The sequence below is a fragment of the Pseudomonas fluorescens genome (assembly GCF_001307155.1).
In the GTDB taxonomy this organism is placed as follows: Bacteria; Pseudomonadota; Gammaproteobacteria; order Pseudomonadales; family Pseudomonadaceae; genus Aquipseudomonas; species Aquipseudomonas helvetica.
Genome location: NZ_CP012830.1, coordinates 3,627,340 through 3,643,230 on the forward strand (window position 1 = coordinate 3,627,340; position 15,891 = coordinate 3,643,230).

A 15,891-nucleotide genomic window follows, 5' to 3' on the forward strand; every position below is an offset into this window, starting at 1 on the left:
TTGAGGCTCAGGCGGCGATGCGCAGGTTTTGCAGGACGATCGGGCGGGCCCAGCCGTTATCGAAGTCGAATTGCTTCTGTTGCTCGGCCAGCTCTTCATGCGGATAAGGGGTTGCCGGTTTATCCAGCAGGTCGAGTTCGAACTCGGCAATCGGCAGGTGCAACGGACGCGGTTGCGGTGCCGGGCCTGGCGCGGGCAATGGCTGGCCGGCAGCGAGGACGATCGGGCGCACCCAAGCGCTTTCGAAGTCTTGTTGCTTCTGTTGCGCGAGAATTTCTTGCGGCGGGAACGGCGGAAACGGTTTGTCTGCCAGGTCCATTTCGAATTCGGCAATCGGCAGGAACAGCGGCTCAGGCGGGCGGACTTCGGTGTCCTTCACGTCGCAGGTGCGCTGCGTGACGATGTGTTCGAGCAGTTCCGCGCCAACGGTCGGTTCGACCGGGCCATCGATGGCGACGGGGGGGTAATTGCCAGGCTCCGGTGCAGCATCGCCCAATTGATCGGCCAGTGCCTGGGCAAAAAAATCCTGCCACAGGTGACTGACGCCGCTCAGTGCTTGGGAATTACGCAGGCCATAATCGCCGTGGGGCGAGATGTAGCCTACTGATGTGCGTTGAATGTCTGACATTTCTCTCGGTCGACGCTCAGCTCTGGCAAAATGCTCGATAGTTTTGTTATCGGCCGTTTTTGCCGATCATTAATTTTTTGAGTGTGTTTTCTGATGAGTGAGCAACCCGCGGCCAGCCGCATCAAAGTCCAGGCCCTGGCCGAAGCGTTTCAGGCACGTGCCGAGCACTGGGCCGAGCGATTGAACTTGCCGTTGTTGCTGGACGATGCCGAGTTTGCGTTGCAAGTGGGTGAGCACGGCTTGCAGTTGCAACAGCTCGGCCCGGATGCGCCGGGCCCGGTGCGGGTGGACTTCGTCGAGGGCGGCGCGGCCCATCGCCGGTTGTACGGTGGCGGCAGCGGCCAGATGATCGCCAAGGCTGTCGGCGTCGCTCAAGGCGTGCGGCCGAAGGTGCTGGATGCCACGGCGGGGCTGGGCAAGGATGGTTTTGTGCTGGCAAGCCTGGGCTGCGAAATGAGCCTGATCGAGCGTCAGCCGTTGATTGGCGCGTTGCTGGAAGACGGTTTGGCCCGCGCGGCGGAAGATTTTGAGGTGGCGCCGATTGTCGCGCGGATGACCTTGCTCAAGGGCAACTCGATCGAGTTGATGCGCAATTGGGAAGGTGAGCCGCCGCAGGTGATCTACCTCGACCCGATGTTCCCGCATCGTGAGAAAACCGCGTTGGTGAAGAAGGAAATGCGCCTGTTTCGCCCGTTGGTAGGCGATGACCCGGACGCACCGGCCCTGCTTCAAGCTGCGCTCGCACTGGCCAGCCACCGGGTGGTGGTCAAACGCCCGCGCAAGGCGCCCTGCATCGAAGGGCCGAAGCCGAGCCATGCGCTGGACGGCAAGTCCAGCCGCTACGACATCTACCCCAAGAAAGCGCTCAAGCCTTAGGACCGTGTCGCCCCCATCGCGGGCAAGCCTTGCTCCTACAGAATTGTCTGACCTGTAGGAGCAAGGCTTGCCCGCGATAGCGTCCGCCCAGACGCTACCTATCTATCAGGCCGAATCCGGCCGATATGCCCGCATAAACAACCCCACCACTTCCTGTATGTGAGCCTCGGCCGCGTCCCCGGTCAGGGGGTCGCCGCAGCCGTAGAGCAAGCGAAAATTTGCTGCGCCTTTGAGCATGCAGAAAAAGTGCTCGGCGGCATTCAGTGGCTTGTCGATGCTCAAGGCGCCGATCTGGTCGATCTTCGTCAGCAAGCGCTCCATGCCCTGCAACATCCGCTGCGGACCTGCCTCGAAGAAGATCAGCGAGAGTTTCGGGTCCTGACTCCCCAGCGTCATGATCAGGCGATTCAGGTTCACCGATTCATCGCTGTTGATCAGCAGATGAAAGCGTCGGGCGATGTTCAACAGCACGTTCTCGATCGGCATGCCGTCGGGCAGTTCGAAGAACAGTGTGGGCAATTGCTCTTCGCATTTGGCCATCACGGCAGAGGAGAACAGCGTCTCCTTGTCGTTGAAGTGACTGTAAACGGTCAACTTTGATACTCCGGCCTCAGCCGCCACCGCGTCCATGCTGGTGCTTGCGTAACCATTGCTTAGAAAAAGACGCTTCGCCGCCTCGAGGATCGCCTCGCGCTTGGCGAGATCCTTCGGGCGGCCGGGGCCGTTGGATGCAGGAAGATTGTTGGACATTTTTCGCTTTAATACTGGACTGGTGAGTTTGCTATTAATAACATACCGGCCAGTATAAATATTCCGAGCTCCATTAGCGAAAGGTCGTTCACCATGTTCCGCTATGCCTTGCCAGTCAGCCTGGCGTTCTTGTTGTCTGCGTGCGGCCACGAAGAGCCGGCGCAAGTCACCGTGCGTCCGGCCATGGTGGTTCAGCCAGAGCCTTCCGCGCAGGCGATGGACAGCTATCCCGGCGAAGTTCGCGCGCGTTACGAGCCAGACCTGGCCTTCCGTATTGGCGGCAAAGTCAGCCGACGGCTGGTCGAGGAAGGGGAGAGGGTCAAGGCCAACCAGCCGCTGGCAGAACTCGATCCCCAGGACGTACGCCTGCAACTGGAAGCGACTCGCGCGCAGGTTGCTGCCGCTGAGGCCAACCTGAACCTGGTGCGTGCCGAGCGTGATCGCTACAAGACCCTGATGGACCGTCAGATGGTCAGCCGCTCGCAGTACGACAATTCTGAAAATCTCTACCGCTCCGGCGAAGCGCGACTCAAGCAGATCAAGGCCGAATTCGATGTGGCCAGCAACCAGGCCAGCTACGCCGTACTGCGTGCGCCACATGACGGTGTCGTGGCCAAGCGCGCCGTGGAAGTCGGGCAAGTGGTGGCCGCCGGGCAAACTGCCTTCACCCTGGCCACCGACGGCGAGCGTGAAGTGCTGATCAGCCTGCCGGAGCAAAACTTCGGCCGTTTCAAGGTGGGCCAGCCGGTCACCGTTGAGCTGTGGACCCAGCAAGGCCAGCGGTTCGCCGGGAGTATTCGTGAGCTGTCGCCGGCCGCCGATCCAAAATCGCGGACCTTTGCCGCGCGCATCACCTTTAGTGCTGGCAAGGTGCCGGCCGAGCTCGGCCAAAGCGCCCGAGTATTCATTCAACTGGCTGACGTGGTGCCGCTGTCGGTGCCGCTCTCGGCGCTCACCGCAGAAAACGGTGCAACGTACGTCTGGGTCGTCGGTGCCAACAACACCCTGAAAAAGGCCCCGGTTCGTGTCGGCGCCTTCGGTGAGAAAAGCGTGCCGGTGCTTGATGGCCTCAACCCCAGCGACTGGGTGGTAGCCGCTGGCGTTCATGTGCTCCACGAGGGCCAGCAAGTGCGGCCGGTGGATCGCTCCAACCGCGTGGTCAATCTGGCGGTCAAGGAGTAATCCCCGATGCGTTTCAACCTTTCCGAATGGGCGCTGCATAACCGCCAGATCGTACTGTTCCTGATGATTTTGCTGGCGGTCGTCGGCGCGTTGTCCTACACCAAGCTGGGCCAGAGCGAAGACCCGCCGTTCACCTTCAAGGCCATGGTGATCAGGACCAGTTGGCCGGGGGCGGCGGCCCAGGAAGTCTCGCGGCAAGTCACCGAGCGCATTGAAAAGAAGCTGATGGAAACCGGTGAGTATGAACGGATTGTCTCGTTCTCTCGCCCCGGTGAATCCCAGGTGACCTTCATGGCCCGGGACTCGATGCATTCGGCGCAGATCCCCGAGCTCTGGTATCAGGTGCGCAAGAAGATCAGCGACATCCGCCAGACCTTGCCGCCGGGGATTCAGGGACCGTTCTTCAACGATGAATTCGGCACTACCTTTGGCAATATCTATGCGCTGACCGGCGAGGGTTTCGATTACGCGGTGCTCAAGGATTACGCCGACCGTATCCAGATCCAGCTACAACGGGTCAAGGATGTGGGCAAGGTCGACTTGCTCGGGCTGCAGGACGAGAAAATCTGGATTGAACTGTCCAACGTCAAACTCGCCACCCTGGGATTGCCGTTGGCCACGGTGCAGCAAGCGCTGGAAGAACAGAACGCGATGTCCAACGCCGGGTTCTTTGAAACCTCCAGTGAGCGTTTGCAGCTGCGGGTGACGGGCAATTTCCAGACGGTCGAGCAGATCAGGGATTTTCCGATCCGTGTCGGCGACCGGACCTTCCGTATCGGCGATGTGGCTGATGTGCACCGTGGCTTCAACGATCCACCGGCACCGCGCATGCGCTTCATGGGCGAGGACGCAATCGGCCTGGCCGTGGCGATGAAGGATGGCGGCGACATTCTGGTGCTCGGCAAGGCGCTGGAGCTGGAGTTCGAGCGTATCCAGAAAAACCTGCCGGCCGGTATGCAACTGCGCAAGGTCTCCGACCAGCCGGCCGCGGTGAAAAGCAGCGTCGGCGAGTTCGTCCAGGTGCTGGTGGAAGCGCTGGCGATTGTCTTGCTGGTGAGCTTCTTCTCCCTCGGTGTACGCACTGGCATGGTGGTCGCCCTGGCGATTCCGCTGGTGCTGGCAATGACGTTTGCCTGCATGTATTACCTCGGAATCGGCCTGCACAAGATCTCTCTCGGTGCGTTGGTGCTGGCTTTGGGATTGCTGGTGGACGACGCGATCATCGCCGTGGAAATGATGGCGATCAAAATGGAGCAGGGCTACGACCGGCTCAAGGCTGCCAGCTTTGCCTGGACCAGCACCGCGTTCCCGATGCTCACCGGGACATTGATTACCGCGGCCGGTTTCCTGCCGATTGCCACCGCGCAATCCGGCACCGGTGAATACACCCGCTCGATCTTCCAGGTGGTGACCATCGCGTTGCTGGCCTCGTGGGTCGCCGCCGTGATGTTTGTGCCCTATCTGGGTGAAAAACTCCTGCCGGACCTGGCGAAAATTCACGCTGCCAAACACGGTGCCGGTCAGCCGGACCCTTACGGCACACCGTTCTATCAACGCGTTCGGCGTCTGGTGGAGTGGTGCGTGCGCCGCCGCAAAACCGTGATCGCGTTGACCATCCTGCTGTTCGTGGCCTCGGTGCTGTTGTTCCGTTTTGTGCCGCAACAGTTCTTCCCGGCTTCCGGGCGCCTGGAACTGATGGTTGATCTGAAACTGGCCGAAGGCGCCTCGTTGAGCAACACCAACGAGGAGGTCAAGCGCCTGGAAGCGATGCTCAAGGAGCGCGCGGGCATCGACAACTATGTCGCGTATGTCGGCACCGGTTCGCCGCGTTTTTACCTGCCGCTGGACCAGCAATTGCCGGCAGCGAGCTTCGCGCAATTTGTGGTCCTGGCAAAAACCATCGAGGAGCGCGAAAGCCTGCGCACCTGGCTGATCGAAACCCTGAACGAACAATTCCCGGCCTTGCGCTCGCGGGTCACGCGCCTGGAAAACGGTCCGCCAGTGGGGTATCCGGTGCAGTTCCGGGTTACCGGTGAACACATTGAAGAAGTCCGCGCGCTGGCACGTAAAGTCGCGGCCAAGGTGCGTGAGAACCCGCATGTGGTCAACGTGCACCTGGACTGGGAAGAGCCGAGCAAAGTGGTGTACCTGAACGTCGATCAGGACCGCGCGCGAGCCTTGGGCGTGAGCACGGCAAACCTGTCGAGGTTCTTGCAAAGCTCTCTGACAGGTTCCAGCGTCAGCCAGTACCGTGAAGACAACGAGTTGATCGAGATCCTCTTGCGCGGCACCTTGCACGAACGCACCGAACTGTCGCGGCTGTCGAGCCTGGCGGTGCCGACCGACAACGGCAAAAGTGTCGCGCTGTCGCAGGTGGCGACCCTGGAATACGGCTTCGAAGAAGGCATTATCTGGCACCGCAACCGCTTGCCAAACGTGACGATTCGCGCCGACATCTATGACAAGGAGCAACCGGCAACCCTGGTTAAGCAGATCCTTCCGACACTCGAGCCGATTCGCGCCGAATTGCCTGACGGTTATTTGCTGGACGTCGGCGGCACGGTAGAAGACTCGACCCGTGGCCAGGATTCGGTGAATGCCGGTGTGCCGTTGTTCATCGTGGTTGTACTGACCTTGCTGATGCTGCAACTGCGCAGCTTCTCACGCACGGCGATGGTGTTTCTGACAGCGCCGTTGGGATTGATCGGTGTCACCTTGTTCCTGATGGTGTTCCGTCAGCCGTTCGGTTTCGTGGCCATGCTCGGGACCATCGCGCTGTCGGGGATGATCATGCGTAACTCGGTGATCCTGGTCGACCAGATCGAACAGGACATCCTCGCCGGGCTCAAACCCTGGCAAGCGATCATCGAAGCCACGGTGCGGCGCTTCCGGCCTATCGTGCTGACTGCACTGGCCGCCGTGCTGGCGATGATTCCGTTGTCACGCAGCGTGTTCTTCGGCCCGATGGCGGTAGCGATCATGGGCGGCTTGATCGTCGCGACGGCGCTGACCTTGCTGTTCCTGCCGGCGCTGTATGCGGCGTGGTTCAGGGTCAAGAAAGAACCGGTTTGACACAGGAACCGTAGGAGCAAAGCTTGCTCGCAATGGCATCAACGCGGTCATCAGGTCGACCGCGTCGCCTGCATCGCGAGCAAGCATTGCTCCTACAGATATCTCAGTTTTGGCTGATATTGAGACATGGGCGTCGTTATGTTGTACTCATAACTCAGTTTCTCGAGTTTTTGAGACAGCGATGATAAAAAGCCCTCCAGCCATAGACCCGAGTCTTTTCGACGCACTCGGCCAATCGCCTCACAAGGAAAAGCTGGTCGACTATCTGGCACTGCTCAAGCCGCTGGATGATCAGGGGCGTTACTTGCCGTTCGATGATCTGCGTTTTCGCTGGCCGCCCGGTCTTGATCCGACTTTGTGCTGGGCCTTGGTGAAAAAGGCCCGCGTGGCGCAATACGTGCGTTTGTTGCCGCTGGGCGAGCCGAGCCAATGGGGCCAGTTCGTTCTGACACCGCTGGCACAGAAAACCCTCTCGACGGTTGATCGTCAGGCCACGACCGCCGCGCTGGAATACATGACTCATCATATCGGTGAGACGGCGCATTTCAGTTACCTGCTCAATGACCTGATCGAAGACGAAGCCATCAGCAGCAGCCAGCTCGAGGGCGCCGCGACCACCACGCTGGTGGCCAAGGACATGCTCAAGCGCAATCGCCTGCCGCGTACCCCGGACGAGCGAATGGTCATCGGCAACTACAAAATGATGATCTTCGCCTGGGAGAAGCGTCACGAGCCATTGAGTGTCGAACTGATCCGGCAACTGCATCGTGTCGGCGTCGAAGGCATTGATGACGCGCTGTATTCGCCGGGACTTTTTCGCAGCAATGATCAAGTGGTGGTGCAGGATGGCGAAGGCAATACCGTTCATACACCGCCGCCAGCCACGGGCATCAGCGCTCGGCTCGATGGATTGGCGAGCTGGATCAACCAGTCCCACGACGACCCTCTACGCGTTGATTATGTGCACCCGATGATCAAGGCCATCGCCCTGCATTTTGCCCTGGGCTACGAGCATCCGTTTCGCGATGGCAATGGCCGGGTGGCGCGGGCGTTGTTTTACTGGTTCATGTTCAAGAATGACTTCTCGGCATTTCGCTACATCGCGATCAGCATTCTGCTGCGCAATGCGCCGGTGAAGTACGGTCGGTCTTATGTGCATACCGAGAGCGACGCGCTGGACCTGACATACTTCATCGATTACCAGTGTTCGGTGATTTTGCGGGCCGTGACCGGGTTCACGGCGGCTTATCAAAAAAGCCTGGTTGATGCCGAAGGTTTTGATCGCTGGCTGGAGGAATCCGGGCTTTTCGAGCAGTTGACCGAGAAGCAGCGCACGCTGTTTCAGATTGCCAAGAGCGGCAGGGCCAAGGAGTTTACCGCGGTCAATGTGAAGGACAACCTGAACTGCTCCTACAACACGGCGGCCACGACCTTGAATGGTTTGGTTGAGTTGAAGCTGTTCGAGAAGAAAAAGATGGGCCGTGAGTGGGTGTTCTTTTTGCGCGAGTCATCACACATCAAAACAGACTGGTCGTAGGCTGCGATCCAAACATCAAAAGATCGCAGCCTGCCGCTGTTCCTACGCGGTGGTGCTGTTAAGTCTCTGGCTGATCAATGTTATCCAGCGCGCGGTTTACCGCCAGTTCCGCCAGGGCGACCATCTGCTGAATCGCCAGTGCGCTGTTGCGTTTGGGGCCGTCGAGTTCAAACGCCAGGTCGCTGGCCATGACATTGGCCGAGGCCAGGGTTTCGCTGGCGTGGGCCAATAGGGTTTCGTTGTCGACCTGCGGGGCGATGACGAAGATGCAGCTGGGCCGGCGGTCGGTCAGCAACTTCTTGGTTTCAGGTAACAGCAGGTAATGATCGAGCGCCCGGTGGGCGGCGGCGTGGAGTTCTTTCGAGTCGAGGGACGCGTAGGGGGAGACGCTTTCGGCGTCGGCTTCGGGGGGATTGGGTGTGGGCTTGAACATGGCGAAACTCCTCAGTGTACGGAGTCGCAACCTATGGGCTACCAACCAATAGGGTGGCGACTGAACGCAGGTTGGTAGCCCGGCCACCAAGGAAACCGGTGCGCCCGAAGGCGCCCTGCGCACAGCCGCCATAACAAACAGTAGGCCAAAAGAAACCGCCCACCGTGTGGAAATGTCGGCGCTGTGCGCCTTGGAAAAAAACCGGGCTACCAAACCCGATCGCTGATTTTCAGCGACCCGGAGACGATAGAGCCCAGTGCCCAAGCGCACAAGCCGGCGGATTCTGGCGTAGGTGTAGGGCGCAACGCAAGACGCTGTGGCTTGTGACGAACGCAGTCGCCATGCAATTAAACACCACCAAACTGATGTGGGGGCGGGCAAGCCCTAATCCCCGTAGTCAAGCCGTTACGCGACCCTGTAGCAGCTGGCGAAGCCTGCGTTCGAGTGCGAAGCGCTCGCAAAAAGGCAAACTTCGTCCTTTCAGGAACACTGCATATCGCCTATTTGCGACCGCTTCGTCCGGATGCGGCCCAGACCTAACGCAGGCTGCGCCAGCTGCTACAGGGAATGTGCCGAGGCTGACATTCCTTGACTTACAGGCATTAAGGCAAGCCCGCTTGTATTGATCGTTCCCGCGCGTGGGAACGATCAGCGGGGGGAGGGTTACAGCGCGCCGAAGACTTTCTTCGCCAGGCTGGTCGCGGCTTCCGCCGGGTTGGCGCGGATGCCTTCTTCTTTCTGGGCGATCATCTTGAACAGGCCGTCCAGGGCCTTTTCCGTCACGTAGCCTTCAACGTTGGCACTCTTGGCATCGAGCACGCCGAAGGTTGCCGCCTGGCTGGCGAACGAGTTGTACTGCTTGGCCAGGCCCACCTGGTCGGTGGCCTGTTTAACGATTGGCAGGAACTTGGCGCGGATTTGTTCGCGGCTGGTCTTGTCCAGGTACTGGGTGGCCGAATCCTTACCGCCGGTGAGGATGCCCTTGGCATCGGTCACGGTCATCTTTTTCACCGCATCCACCAGCAGCGCCTGGGCCTGCGGCATGGCCGCTTCCGCCGCCTTGTTCATGCTGGTTTCCAGTTGATCGACCTGGTCCCCCATGCCGAACTGTTTCATCTTGCTGGCGACCTTGCCCAGTTTGCCCGGCAGTTCGATCTTCACTTCAGGGTTGTTGCTGAAACCGCCCGGTTTGCCAAGCGTGGTGACGGCCGCTACGGCCCCTTGGGCCAGGGCGTCCTTGAGACCGCCCGAGGCTTCGCCCTGGGAAAGACTGCCCAGCGACAGGGCCAGAGCGTTGGCGGAGATCAGCAGGCCAGCACAGAGGCCGACCAGACGTAGGGAAGGACGGAGCATGGAAAGCTTCCTTATTCGAGAAGTGTAGAAATTACCGGGCGGAATCGACACGGATCCGCAACGGTTGTGGATCCTTGCCGTCCAGTTGCACCGCGTTATGTTCGGTGGTGATGAACATCAGTTTGCCATCGACTTCGATGCGTGCACTCACTGAATAACGATGGCCGGGTTTGACCTGCGCCGGATCGTAATTCAAGTGAAACGCCAGCGGCACCTGACCTTTGACCGGACCTTTCTGCTCATCGAGCACCACCGCCGGCGCATCGGCGAGCGATACGTCCTGCAGGCTGACGCTCAGGGTCGCGGTCGGTGGCAGGGCAATGCGTTGCAGGTAGAAGACTTCGCCATCAAGGGACGCTTTAGGCGCCGGTTGTGGGCTCTGACAGGCACCGAGCAGTGCGGCGACGGCGAGCAGGGTGAGCTTTTTCATCGGAGATCTCCGTATCGAGGGCGCCAGAACCACGCTGGCGCCTTAAGTAATTTAGTCGGCTTGCAGCGCAGGTGCGGGTTGATCCGCCGCATCTTCGCTGCGATGCAGCGCCACTTGACGGATCGACAAGCGAATCTCCGCCGGCAGCACGCGTTTGGCCGCGCCTTCAGCCAGTTCGCCGAGCAGTTCGTGGTGGCTCAGCTTGCCGGCTTCGTCGCGCTTGAGCACGTCGAGGTTCAGCAGGGTCTGGATGAAGTGGCGGAACAGGCTCTTGTCGAAGAACTCCGGGGCGTTCAGGCCATGCAGGATCGACAGGCGCTGGGCCATGACCGTGCACAGGTCTTCCAGTTCTTCGGCGCTGAGGGTGTTCTGGCCGCTGTTGAGCAGCAGGGAAACGGTCATGTAGAAGCGCTGCAAGGTCTGCGCGATGCTCTTGGACAGCAAGGTCAGCAACACGAAATGCCGGGAGCTTGGCGCCGGGCGCAAGTACACGTTGTTCTCGAAACGCAGCAGGCCTTGTTCGACAAAGGCTTCGAGCCATTGGTCGATCACCGCATCCAGTTCGTCCAGCGACCAGCGAATGAACAGCTCCGATTGCAGGTACGGATACAGCGCGCGCGCGTAGCGCAGGATTTGTTCGCGGCTCATGCGCGAGGCGCTCTGGAAGAAGCTCGCGAGCAACGCCGGCAGGGCGAAAATGTGCAGCACGTTGTTGCGGTAGTAGGTCATCAGGACGGCGTTTTGCTCGTCCAGGTAAAGAATCTTGCCCAGCGCATCGCTTTGCTCAGAGAGCAGGTCCATGTCCTTGACGTGTTCGATCAACGCCCGGCCGTCACCTTCCGGCAGCGTGGTGTGTGGCGAGTAAGGCACTTTGCGCAGCAAGGCCAGATACAAATCGAGCACTCGCGCCATGGCGCGATCGTCCAGCGCCAGACGGCTGGTGGAGAGCAGGGCCAGCGCCACCAGGTTCACCGGGTTGATCGCGGCCGCTTCGTTCAAATGCCGCGCCACGCGCTCGCCGAGGCGGTTGGTGGTTTCGTTGAGCCAGGCCGGCTTGAACTGTGGGCCAAGCTCCTGGGTGCGCCAATCCGGTTGTTCGCTGTCGAGGAACTCCGCCAGTTTGATCGGCTCGCCGAAGTTTACCGCCACCTGGCCGAAGCGCTGTTTGAGCGCGCCGATGACTTTGAAAATGTCGAAGATCGACTCTTTCTTCTTGCTCGCGCCACGCAGTTCGCCGAGGTAGGTCCGGCCTTCGAGTACCCGCTCGTAACCGATGTACACCGGGATGAAGACGATCGGCATGCGCGACGAGCGCAGGAAGCTGCGCAGGGTGATCGCCAGCATCCCGGTTTTCGGTTGCAGCATGCGCCCGGTGCGCGAACGGCCGCCCTCGACGAAGTACTCCACCGGAAAGCCTTTGGTGAACAGCGTGTGCAGGTATTCGTTGAACACCGAGGTGTAGAGCGGATTGCCCTTGAAGGTGCGGCGCATGAAGAACGCGCCGCCGCGCCGCAGCAGGCTGCCGATCACCGGCATGTTGAGGTTGATCCCGGCGGCGACGTGCGGCGGCGTCAGGCCGTTGCGAAACAGCAGGTAGGAGAGCAGCAGGTAATCGATGTGGCTGCGATGGCACGGCACGTAGATCACTTCGTGACCTTGGGCGACTTTCTGCACGCCTTCGATGTGGTTGACCTTGATCCCGTCGTAGATCTTGTTCCAGAACCAGCTCAGCACCACTTCCAGAAAACGGATCGCGGTGTAGGTGTAGTCCGAGGCAATTTCGTTGCCGTAACGCAGGGCCTGCGCCTTGGCTTTCTCGGGTGAAATGTTTTCACGCTCGGCTTCGTCGAGGATCGCCTGTTTGACCAGTGGCTGATTCAGCAGGCCTTTGACCAGGTTGCGACGGTGGGAAATGTCCGGGCCGATGACCGCGGCTTTGAGGTTGCGAAAGTGCACCCGCAAAATGCGTTGGGCCATGCGCACGGTGCGTTCATGGCCCTTGTTGTGCTCGATCAACTCGCGCAGGTGGATCGGCGCGGAGAATTGCACGCGGGTCTTGCGCCCCAGGATCATGATGCTCAGCAGTCGGCGCAGACGTCCGGTCACCGCCCAGCTATCAGCGAAGAGCAGTTTCCACGGGCTCGATTCGCTGTCCGGCGACTGGCCCCAGAACACGCTGACCGGGATGATCTGCGCGTCTTCGGCGCCATTCTGGCTCAAGGCGCTGACCAGCCGGGTCAGGGTGGGCGGTGCGCCGCGCTTGTCCTGGCGGCCGAGCCAGTCGGGCTCAGGCGTCAGGTAGAAAAACGCTGCAGGCTCCAGCAGATTGCCCACTGATGTCGGCAGCACCGGACGCGGCAGTCCGGCCTTGCTGCATTCGGTATCGACCACGGCAAGATCAGTCAGCGAAGGATTTTGCAGGACGTAGAACACCGGACGACTGCGGTCGAGGTTGAGGGTGAAGGACGACTGATTGATCGTCTCCGAGCGAACCCAGAGGTACAACAGTCGGCGCAAGGCGCCAAACACCAGACGGCGGAACGGGGAGCGGGTCATACGGCTTCTGCTTTAGTTGAAAAAACCGAGCAAGCGCTCGGGGCCGGTAGTGTGCCGTATTCGTCGAAAATCGGCAAAAAAGCGCCGAAGTAATCTTGAGTTGAGAGTTTTTACCACTGTCATATACTCGGCCAGTCGTTTGCCACTATCGGCGCTGTTTCTTACAGTCAAACGAGCGCTGGCAAACGTTCACAAGGCGTGTTCATGAGCACGCCGACCAATAATAAAAATAGGGGGATTGATTGATGGCAACGCGCGAGACCGGCAACGTGAAGTGGTTCAACGACGCCAAGGGCTACGGCTTCATTCAGCGTGAGGACGGGGCAGACGTGTTCGTGCATTACCGCGCGATCCGTGGCGAAGGCCACCGCTCGTTGGCCGAAGGCCAGCAGGTTGAATACGCCGTGGTCGATGGGCAGAAAGGTTTGCAGGCTGAGGATGTAGTCGGCCTGTAACCCACGGACTGCGAAATCACCATCATTCCCTGTGGCGAGCGGGCTTGCCCGCGTTGGGTCGCGAAGCGGCCCCAAATTCAGCAAACGCAGTGTTTCAGGAAGTACGCGTTCGCTGGTTTTACGGCTGCTGCGCAGTTGAACGGGGGCAAGCCCCCTCGCCACACGGCTGTTTAGCAGGGTTAAGCGGTTTTCCAGGTGATCTCTTCTTCACCGTCGACGCTGATCCGAATCCAGCGATCCGCCGTCTCTTCACCTTCTTCCTCGACCCAGGTCCCTGGCGCGCAGCGCACTTCGACATTCAGTGCGGCAAAGGCGGCGCGGGCGCAGGCGATGTCGTCGTCCCACGGCGTCTGGTCGCTTTCCAGGTACAGGCTGTTCCATTTGCCCACGGCTTTTGGCAGCCAGGTCACAGGCACGTTGCCGGCCTTGCACTTGTAGGTCTGACCTTTCTGAACCCAGTCGGTGCAAGGGCCCAGCGCCGCGCCGAGCCAGGTGGCAATAGCCTTGTAGTCGACGTCGGCGTCTTTCAGGTAAATCTCGATATCGGGTTGGCGCATGGATGTTCCTCACTGCGGGTTTCGAAAAATCCATTCGCGGATTTAGCCGGTCTCAAGCCACTGCTCAAGACCAAAAGTTTAAGGGTTGCTCTGAAATAATTACTGCAGAACGAAGTAATCGTAGCGCATCGACACACTGACCTCGAACGGCTCGGCCTGTTCGATGACGGCCGCCCGGCGTTCGGCACTCGCGCGCCAGCCGTGAGGCGTCATGGCCAGCAGGTTGGCGCGGTCCTGGCCGCTGACCAGGTTCAGTTTGAATTCGAGGATTTCGCTGTGTTGCAGCGTCATGCCTTCCGGCACCAGGGCCAGGTGTTTGTCGTCGGTGTATTCGCGCACTTCGTCATACAGACGCTCACGCAGTTCCATCAAATGTCCGCTGGTCGGCCCGACTTTCATCAAGCCGCCACCCGGGCTGAGCAGGCGTTTGGCTTCCTGCCAGTCGAGCGGGCTGAACACGCTGGCGAGGAACTGGCAGCTGGCATCGGCCAACGGCACCCGGGCCATGCTGGCGATCAACCAGGTCAACTGCGGGTTACGTTTGCAGGCGCGCTTGACCGCTTCGCGGGAGATATCCAGCGCGTAGCCGTCGGCATTTGGCAGCGCGTCGGCGATTTGCGCGGTGTAGTAACCCTCGCCACAACCGATGTCCAGCCAGCGTTGTGGTGCACGTTCGGCCGCCAGTTCGGCGAGACGCTTGGCTACCGGCGCGTAGTGCCCGGCATTCAAGAAATCGCGACGGGCTTCGACCATCGCCAGGTTGTCGCCTGGATCACGGCTGTTCTTGTGCTGCACCGGCAGCAGGTTCAGGTAACCCTGGCGGGCGCGGTCGAAGCGATGCCCTGCCGGGCACGCGACGCCGTTGTCGACCGCGTTCAGCGGCGCGCTGCAGATAGGACAGGCAAGCATCAGGCGAGCAACTTGATCAGGGTCTGGTAGTAGATTTCGGTCAGCAGGTCGAGGTCGCTGGCCAGCACGCGCTCGTTGACCTGGTGAATCGTCGCGTTGACCGGGCCAAGCTCGACCACTTGCGTACCCATGGTGGCGATGAAGCGCCCGTCCGACGTACCACCGCTGGTGGATGCCTTGGTTTCGCGTCCGGTGATGGTCTTGATGCTTGCCGACACCGCATCGAGCAGGGCGCCCGGCTCGGTGAGGAACGGCAGGCCGGACAGCGCCCAGTCGACATGCCAGTCCAGGCCATGTTTGTCGAGGATGTCGGCTACCCGCTGTTGCAGGCCTTCGACGGTCGATTCGGTGGAGAAACGGAAGTTGAACACCGCCACCAGATCACCCGGGATCACGTTGGTCGCGCCGGTGCCGGAGTTGACGTTGGAAATCTGGAAACTGGTCGGCGGGAAGAAATCGTTGCCGTGGTCCCAGTGCTCGGCGGCCAGTTCGGCCAGAGCGGGGGCGGCGAGGTGGATCGGGTTCTTCGCCAGGTGCGGGTAGGCCACGTGACCTTGCACACCGCGCACGGTGAGCTTGGCGCCAAGGGAGCCGCGACGGCCGTTCTTGACCACGTCACCGACCAGCGTGGTGCTCGACGGTTCGCCGACGATGCACCAGTCCAGACGCTCTTTGCGCGCTGCGAGGCGTTCGACCACTGCTTTAGTGCCGTGATGCGCCGGGCCTTCTTCGTCGCTGGTGATCAGGAAGGCGACCTTGCCCTTGTGGTCCGGGAAGTCGGCGACAAAACGTTCGGCTGCTACGGTCATGGAGGCCAGGCTGCCTTTCATGTCTGCCGCGCCACGGCCGCAGAGCATGCCGTGTTCGTCGATCACCGCGTCGAACGGATCGATCTGCCAGGCCTGCACCGGGCCGGTCGGCACCACATCGGTGTGACCGGCGAAGCACAGCACCGGACCTTCGTGTTTGCCGTGGGTGGCCCAGAAGTTATCCACATCCTCGATGCGCATCGGCTCAAGCGCAAAACCGGCATCGCCCAGGCGCTGCATCATCTGCTTCTGGCAATCGGCGTCGACCGGCGTCACGGACGGACGACGGATCAGGTCGATGGCGAGTTGGAGGGTCGGCGAAAGGTCGGCGTGGGCCGTCATGT

At 60.6% G+C, this 15,891-nt stretch carries 14 protein-coding genes; 5 read left to right on the forward strand and 9 right to left on the reverse strand.

Going from position 1 to position 15,891, the window contains the following annotated elements:
- Positions 1 to 7: 7 nt before the first annotated feature.
- On the reverse strand, positions 8 to 628 hold the full coding sequence (locus tag AO353_RS16345) for a hypothetical protein (protein ID WP_054595889.1): 621 nt from the start codon (positions 626 to 628) through the stop codon (positions 8 to 10).
- A 93-nt stretch (positions 629 to 721) separates the two neighbouring features.
- Here AO353_RS16345 and AO353_RS16350 point away from each other — a divergent pair, with 93 nt between their 5' ends.
- Positions 722 to 1,504, forward strand: coding sequence for a class I SAM-dependent methyltransferase (locus tag AO353_RS16350; RefSeq protein ID WP_054595890.1), 783 nt, complete (start codon positions 722 to 724; stop codon positions 1,502 to 1,504).
- A gap of 105 nt (positions 1,505 to 1,609) precedes the next feature.
- Here the strand turns inward: AO353_RS16350 and AO353_RS16355 are convergent, their stop codons facing one another.
- A complete protein-coding gene (locus AO353_RS16355; protein ID WP_054595891.1) occupies positions 1,610 to 2,254 on the reverse strand; it encodes a TetR/AcrR family transcriptional regulator in 645 nt (214 codons plus the stop codon).
- A 93-nt stretch (positions 2,255 to 2,347) separates the two neighbouring features.
- Here AO353_RS16355 and AO353_RS16360 point away from each other — a divergent pair, with 93 nt between their 5' ends.
- From AO353_RS16360 to AO353_RS16370, 3 genes are all read left to right on the forward strand, one after another.
- Entirely contained in the window at positions 2,348 to 3,436 is a 1,089-nt protein-coding gene (locus AO353_RS16360) for an efflux RND transporter periplasmic adaptor subunit (protein ID WP_054595892.1), read from the forward strand.
- 6 nt (positions 3,437 to 3,442) lie between these two features.
- A complete protein-coding gene (locus AO353_RS16365) occupies positions 3,443 to 6,508 on the forward strand; it encodes an efflux RND transporter permease subunit (protein WP_054595893.1) in 3,066 nt (1,021 codons plus the stop codon).
- A 181-nt stretch (positions 6,509 to 6,689) separates the two neighbouring features.
- A complete protein-coding gene (locus tag AO353_RS16370; protein ID WP_102667247.1) occupies positions 6,690 to 8,045 on the forward strand; it encodes a Fic family protein in 1,356 nt (451 codons plus the stop codon).
- A 58-nt stretch (positions 8,046 to 8,103) separates the two neighbouring features.
- Here the strand turns inward: AO353_RS16370 and AO353_RS16375 are convergent, their stop codons facing one another.
- The 4 genes from AO353_RS16375 to plsB all read right to left on the reverse strand — a co-directional run bounded on the left by AO353_RS16375 (position 8,104) and on the right by plsB (position 12,817).
- Positions 8,104 to 8,478, reverse strand: coding sequence for a DUF6124 family protein (locus tag AO353_RS16375; protein WP_054595894.1), 375 nt, complete (start codon positions 8,476 to 8,478; stop codon positions 8,104 to 8,106).
- Positions 8,479 to 9,141: 663 nt separating this feature from the next.
- Positions 9,142 to 9,831: a DUF4197 domain-containing protein gene (locus AO353_RS16380; protein ID WP_054595895.1), complete on the reverse strand. Its 690-nt coding sequence runs from the start codon at positions 9,829 to 9,831 to the stop codon at positions 9,142 to 9,144.
- Positions 9,832 to 9,862: 31 nt separating this feature from the next.
- Positions 9,863 to 10,261 carry a YbaY family lipoprotein gene (locus AO353_RS16385; protein ID WP_054595896.1) on the reverse strand — a complete coding sequence of 133 codons (399 nt, stop codon included), beginning with the start codon at positions 10,259 to 10,261 and terminating at the stop codon, positions 9,863 to 9,865.
- A gap of 51 nt (positions 10,262 to 10,312) precedes the next feature.
- Positions 10,313 to 12,817, reverse strand: coding sequence for a glycerol-3-phosphate 1-O-acyltransferase PlsB (plsB, locus tag AO353_RS16390; RefSeq protein WP_054595897.1), 2,505 nt, complete (start codon positions 12,815 to 12,817; stop codon positions 10,313 to 10,315).
- 245 nt (positions 12,818 to 13,062) lie between these two features.
- Here plsB and AO353_RS16395 point away from each other — a divergent pair, with 245 nt between their 5' ends.
- The gene (locus AO353_RS16395; protein WP_054595898.1) at positions 13,063 to 13,272 is read left to right on the forward strand and encodes a cold shock domain-containing protein; all 210 of its coding nucleotides are present in this window, start codon (positions 13,063 to 13,065) and stop codon (positions 13,270 to 13,272) included.
- 179 nt (positions 13,273 to 13,451) lie between these two features.
- On the opposite strand, the gene AO353_RS16400 is transcribed toward AO353_RS16395, so the two are convergent.
- From AO353_RS16400 to dapE, 3 genes are all read right to left on the reverse strand, one after another.
- On the reverse strand, positions 13,452 to 13,829 hold the full coding sequence (locus AO353_RS16400) for a hypothetical protein (RefSeq protein ID WP_054595899.1): 378 nt from the start codon (positions 13,827 to 13,829) through the stop codon (positions 13,452 to 13,454).
- 99 nt (positions 13,830 to 13,928) lie between these two features.
- The gene (locus AO353_RS16405) at positions 13,929 to 14,738 is read right to left on the reverse strand and encodes a putative RNA methyltransferase (protein WP_019692073.1); all 810 of its coding nucleotides are present in this window, start codon (positions 14,736 to 14,738) and stop codon (positions 13,929 to 13,931) included.
- Positions 14,738 to 15,889 (reverse strand): succinyl-diaminopimelate desuccinylase, encoded by a 1,152-nt coding sequence (gene dapE / locus AO353_RS16410; RefSeq protein ID WP_054595900.1) that lies wholly within the window; start codon positions 15,887 to 15,889, stop codon positions 14,738 to 14,740. Before dapE ends, AO353_RS16405 begins: the two co-directional genes overlap by 1 nt.
- Positions 15,890 to 15,891 lie beyond the last annotated feature (2 nt).

What these genes read in the sequence shown, in the direction of transcription:
- AO353_RS16400 (WP_054595899.1), bottom strand. Translation starts at nt 13,829, where the DNA reads ATGCGCCAACCCGATATCGAGATTTACCTGAAAGACGCCGACGTCGAC.
- AO353_RS16370 (WP_102667247.1), top strand. Translation starts at nt 6,690, where the DNA reads ATGATAAAAAGCCCTCCAGCCATAGACCCGAGTCTTTTCGACGCACTC.
- AO353_RS16355 (WP_054595891.1), bottom strand. Translation starts at nt 2,254, where the DNA reads ATGTCCAACAATCTTCCTGCATCCAACGGCCCCGGCCGCCCGAAGGAT.
- AO353_RS16385 (WP_054595896.1), bottom strand. Translation starts at nt 10,261, where the DNA reads ATGAAAAAGCTCACCCTGCTCGCCGTCGCCGCACTGCTCGGTGCCTGT.
- AO353_RS16350 (WP_054595890.1), top strand. Translation starts at nt 722, where the DNA reads ATGAGTGAGCAACCCGCGGCCAGCCGCATCAAAGTCCAGGCCCTGGCC.
- AO353_RS16405 (WP_019692073.1), bottom strand. Translation starts at nt 14,738, where the DNA reads ATGCTTGCCTGTCCTATCTGCAGCGCGCCGCTGAACGCGGTCGACAAC.
- AO353_RS16380 (WP_054595895.1), bottom strand. Translation starts at nt 9,831, where the DNA reads ATGCTCCGTCCTTCCCTACGTCTGGTCGGCCTCTGTGCTGGCCTGCTG.
- AO353_RS16365 (WP_054595893.1), top strand. Translation starts at nt 3,443, where the DNA reads ATGCGTTTCAACCTTTCCGAATGGGCGCTGCATAACCGCCAGATCGTA.
- AO353_RS16345 (WP_054595889.1), bottom strand. Translation starts at nt 628, where the DNA reads ATGTCAGACATTCAACGCACATCAGTAGGCTACATCTCGCCCCACGGC.
- AO353_RS16395 (WP_054595898.1), top strand. Translation starts at nt 13,063, where the DNA reads ATGGCAACGCGCGAGACCGGCAACGTGAAGTGGTTCAACGACGCCAAG.
- plsB (WP_054595897.1), bottom strand. Translation starts at nt 12,817, where the DNA reads ATGACCCGCTCCCCGTTCCGCCGTCTGGTGTTTGGCGCCTTGCGCCGA.
- AO353_RS16360 (WP_054595892.1), top strand. Translation starts at nt 2,348, where the DNA reads ATGTTCCGCTATGCCTTGCCAGTCAGCCTGGCGTTCTTGTTGTCTGCG.
- dapE (WP_054595900.1), bottom strand. Translation starts at nt 15,889, where the DNA reads ATGACGGCCCACGCCGACCTTTCGCCGACCCTCCAACTCGCCATCGAC.
- AO353_RS16375 (WP_054595894.1), bottom strand. Translation starts at nt 8,478, where the DNA reads ATGTTCAAGCCCACACCCAATCCCCCCGAAGCCGACGCCGAAAGCGTC.